Annotated in this window: 6 protein-coding genes; all 6 read right to left on the bottom strand. The window is 59.9% G+C overall.

The genetic code is table 11. The features are described from left to right. Nucleotides 1-58 precede the first annotated feature (58 nt). Nucleotides 59-439, bottom strand: coding sequence for a cyclophilin-like fold protein (locus WB402_RS13600; RefSeq protein ID WP_424208753.1), 381 nt, complete (start codon nt 437-439; stop codon nt 59-61). Nucleotides 440-511: 72 nt separating this feature from the next. After that, complete coding sequence (locus WB402_RS13595; protein ID WP_424208752.1) at nt 512-778, bottom strand: HigA family addiction module antitoxin; 267 nt, start codon at nt 776-778, stop codon at nt 512-514. A 24-nt stretch (nt 779-802) separates the two neighbouring features. Then, the gene (locus WB402_RS13590) at nt 803-1,093 is read right to left on the bottom strand and encodes a type II toxin-antitoxin system RelE/ParE family toxin (protein ID WP_424208750.1); all 291 of its coding nucleotides are present in this window, start codon (nt 1,091-1,093) and stop codon (nt 803-805) included. Nucleotides 1,094-1,275: 182 nt separating this feature from the next. Next, a complete protein-coding gene (locus WB402_RS13585) occupies nt 1,276-2,019 on the bottom strand; it encodes a sulfite exporter TauE/SafE family protein (protein ID WP_424208748.1) in 744 nt (247 codons plus the stop codon). A 275-nt stretch (nt 2,020-2,294) separates the two neighbouring features. Continuing rightward, entirely contained in the window at nt 2,295-2,792 is a 498-nt protein-coding gene (locus WB402_RS13580) for a FixH family protein (protein ID WP_424208746.1), read from the bottom strand. Then, the coding region (locus tag WB402_RS13575; RefSeq protein ID WP_424208744.1) for a FixG Ig-like domain-containing protein at nt 2,779-3,473 on the bottom strand (695 nt) is incomplete at its 5' end. The genes WB402_RS13575 and WB402_RS13580, both read right to left, overlap by 14 nt.

The following is a 3,473-nucleotide window of genomic DNA, read 5'->3' as shown; positions in this document are numbered from 1 at the left end:
ATCAAAAGGGCCAGGCTCATTTATTTTGAAATTGAGACTGAGACACTATTGTGGGACGCTAGCCGACCTGCTCAACCTTGATCGGAGCACCCGCTTTGACCGACTTGAGCTGTTTAACGTCTCCCAGCGCCTTGCCCCAGATGTTGGTCGGTGACGCGAGGCGGATTTCATCGCCGCGTGAAACCGGCGTGCGGCCGAAACCAATCGCGATGGAATCGCCCTCGGTCCAGAATGCCAGCTCGCCGGCCTGCACCACGTCGCGCGCGTCGGCTTCGCGTTTCAGGTGCACCGGCGTGGAAAAATAAACCTCGTCGCCCCAGGTATTCGCCTTGGAGGTGAACGGGAGCGCGTTCCAGATGGCGTCCGCGGTCGGCGTCTTCAAGAGTTCGGCTTCAAGCGTCACCGAACCGATGGTCATTTTGATTTTGCGCGCTGACATTATTATTGGCCCTCCTGTGGCATGGTCTGGTGCGCCGAGTGGTTTATGGCCGACGTACCCACAACATTAAACTTATGCAGCCTTGCGCCGCTTCATCGCTTGATCGAGATCGTAGGTCGCCTGCAAATTCATCCAGAGCTTTGCGGAGGTTCCCAGCGCCTTGGCCAGGTCCAATGCTGCTTCAGCCGTGATCCCGCGCTTGCCTTTGATAAGCTCGTTCAGACGTGCTCGGGTCCAACCCAGTTTCTTGGCAAACGCCAACTGGGTGATTTCCGCGGGATTGAGGAACTCCTCAAGGAGAATTTCGCCGGGGTGAAATGGGTTTTTGGGCTGTCTCATCGTTAACACTCCTGCACATTGGATTCAGTGGTAATCGGTAACCTGAACATCCTTGGCATTACCGCCTTCCCATCGGAATAAAATGCGCCACTGGTCATTGATTCGGATCGAGTAGTAACCGGCGAGCCGTCCCTTTTTTGCCTCCAGCCGGTTCCCCGGTGGAGTACGTAAGTCCACGAGTTCCGCGGCATCATGCAAATACAGCAATTTTCGCCGTGCCGCACGCCTCAGTTCCGGGGGAAACTGGCGCACCTCTTTCGAGGTTCTGTCATAAAACAAATCTTCAGCAAGCCGATTGCCAAAACTCTCGATCATTGTTCTGATGTTATCATATATCGATAATCTTGCAAGCGGTAACAAGTGGAGAGCGTGCTGCATAAGTTTGTGACGGGGCGGTTCATGGAGAAACCATCGCGTCTGACAACGCGTTCAAACGGACGCGGCAGAAAGCGCCGCGTAGCGTAGTTTGTAAGGCGGGCATTGCCCGCCCTACATTTTTATTGCATGGGTTGATGCGCCGAGGGGTCATGGCCGGCATGCTCGCCGCCGTGGCCCGAGTGTGCGCCGGGGGCGAACAGCGTGTACAGACCGAATAGCAGGATCAATGCGCCCGCGCCGCGCCGCACCCAGACCAGGCGCGCGACATGGCCGAGCCAACGCGCGGTGGCGCCCATGGCGAGCAGCATGGGCAGCGTGCCCAGACCGAAGGCGAGCATCAGCGCGGCGCCTTGTACGGCGTCACCCGAGGCCAGCGACCAGGCGAGCGCCGAATACACCAGCCCGCACGGCAGCCAGCCCCACACCAGCCCGAGCGCGAGTGCTTTGAGCGGGTGATCCACCGGCAGAAACCGCCGGCCGAAGGGTTCGATGCGTACCCAGAGTTTTCCGCCCAGGCGTTCCAGCGCCGCGAGGCCCGGCCACCAGCCGGCGAGGTAAAGCCCGAGTGCGATCATGAAACCGCCGGTGACGAGTTTCACGATCCAGCGCACCTGCGCCGGCGGAGCCAGGCTCAATGCCTTGGCACTCAAGGCACCCAGCAAAGCGCCGGCGATGGCGTAGCTCGCGATGCGTCCGATGTTGTAGGCGGCAAGATAAGGAAAAAGCCGGACCGGAGAGCGGCGGATGTCGTCGTGCAATCCGAGCGTGAGCGCACCCACGATGCCGCCGCACATGCCGAGGCAATGCGTCGAACCCAACAGGCCGACGAGAAACGCCGAGACGAGAGTGATTTCCGTTGGCATGGGATGAGCTTTTTCTTAGAAGCTCTGACAAAAAGAAATCCCCGCCCATAACGCAACCAATTGGGTTCCTTCTCCCTGAGGGAGGTGCGACGGGACAGTCGCGGATGCACTTAACGTGCATCCGCGCCGTCGAACGGGCGCGCGTAATTTTCGTGCGCCCCGGCAGGAAACAGGATGAGGGAGATTTTTCATGGTGAATTTAGATCCCCCTCACCCCTACCCTCTCCCGGAAGGAGAGGGGGTTTCGTGCTGATGCTCATTTTTATTAGTCACCCTTAGGGAATGGCCGGGCGCATGACGAGGCGGTTATCGCCGGGCATGAACAGCGATCCGGTAAGACGCCAGTCCTGCGCGGTGAGCTGCACGTCCCAGTGGCCCGGCACGAATTCGGGCAAGGGCGCGCGGTAAGTGCCGTCGGCGTGACGCGGCAGCACCAGACTGTGATCAAAGCCGGCGCGCGTCGCGTGCATCAACTTGAGCTGAATATTGTCGGGCAAGGTCGTCGTCTGGCGCGCGGTCAGTCGGACCAGTAGTTCGTGACGCGTTGCATCCAGTTCCACGGTGCCGGTAAGGTCCTGTGCGGCGGCAGCCTTGTCCCGATCCAGCATGCGATTGATGGTCATGCCCTGCTTGTAGTAATCGTCTTCCACCATGCCGTCGTCGGAGCGGATCGCCAGCGCCAGGCTCACGAAGCCGACGATCACGGACGTGAGCGGAAACGCGACCACCAGCCACATGATCGGCTCGCGGTACCAGCGGTTAGTCTTTGTCATGCTTTGTTTCATGCTTGTCCTCATGCTCGCGTTCCACCGGACCGAGGAAACGCGCATTTTGTTCGGCAGACAGCCCATCCACGTCGCTCGCTTGCACGCGGAAATAGACCGGGGTGCTGCGCTGCGACAGGTGGTGCGGATCGACCAGCAGGCTCACCGGCGCTTCCACCACTTCGCCCGCGGCCACCGCAATGTCGGCGCGGTCGGAGCGCAACTGCAGTCCTTTGATTCCGTGCGCCGAAAGTACATAACGATGCGCCTCGTTGTCCATGTTCATGATTTTCAGCGTATAGGTATTCTCGATCTTTTCGTCGAAAGTCTCGCGATACATGGCGTTGCGGTCGCGGATCACGTCGAGCTTGAGCGGTACGCGTAACAATACGGCAATAACCAGCGCCGCGACAATCGCCGCCAGCAGGCCGGTATAAATCAGCACGCGCGGGCGCAACAGCTTTACCGGCTTGCCTTCCAGCGCGTTTTCGCTGGTGTAGCGTATGAGCCCCTTCGGATAACCCATTTTGTCCATGACCGAATCGCACACGTCCACGCACGCAGCGCAGGCGATGCAGCCGACCTGAAGCCCGTTGCGGATGTCGATGCCCGTCGGGCAGACCTGCACGCACAGGGTGCAGTCGACGCAGTCACCGAGTCCCACCAGCTTCGGATCCGCGCCGCGTTTGC

The organism is Sulfuricaulis sp., assembly GCF_049587675.1.
In the GTDB taxonomy this organism is placed as follows: Bacteria; Pseudomonadota; Gammaproteobacteria; order Acidiferrobacterales; family Sulfurifustaceae; genus Sulfuricaulis.
The sequence above is the reverse complement of the archived record's forward strand: the minus strand, read 5'-3'. Positions and strand labels throughout refer to the sequence as shown.